Genomic DNA, 531 nt, shown 5'->3' on the forward strand with positions numbered 1-531 from the left:
GACATACGGGGGTCCTTCGGCTGCTGCCAGGGCGAAGGCCAGCTGTTCAAGCGGACAGGTTCGTAACTGGGCAATGAGGGATTCCGAAATGTCGATGCAGAACGGGAAGATGAAAGAGGCCCCATGAGGGCCCGGCAGCTCATAGGGGGAGGCCGCAACCACCGTGCGGCAGTCGGGTACCGGGACCGTAAGGGTTTTCTGGAGACCGTCCGCCGTCTGAACCGTCCGCCGTCTGAAGTGGAAGCCAGACAGTTACGGTCGTGCTGCCCGTGAAAGCAAAGCTCGAACCGCACCATGAATTGCCCGCTCGGTCGGTGTAAGGTCTGCATCGTCCTCGTTGGAAGGCTCTAGAAGTGGAAGGCTCTAGAAGTGCCTGTGCATGGTTCAAAGTTTGGCCCACTGCCGGTGCTTCAATTGGGTGACAGTAGCCCCCAAAATCTTTAAGACTATGTACCCTACTGTCACACATCAGGCCGGAAACCAAGGCAACAGACTGATCTGTTACGGCATAGTTTCTGCCACCTGAACGAC

At 57.3% G+C, this 531-nt stretch carries 1 protein-coding gene; it reads right to left on the reverse strand.

Annotated elements, in window-relative coordinates; all coding sequences use genetic code 11:
• Positions 1-139: 139 nt before the first annotated feature.
• A partial coding sequence (locus KP708_RS15560; RefSeq protein ID WP_215757266.1) for a hypothetical protein occupies positions 140-531 on the reverse strand: 392 nt, incomplete at its 5' end.

The sequence above is a fragment of the Gluconobacter sp. P5H9_a genome (assembly GCF_018812085.1).
GTDB lineage: Bacteria > Pseudomonadota > Alphaproteobacteria > Acetobacterales > Acetobacteraceae > Gluconobacter.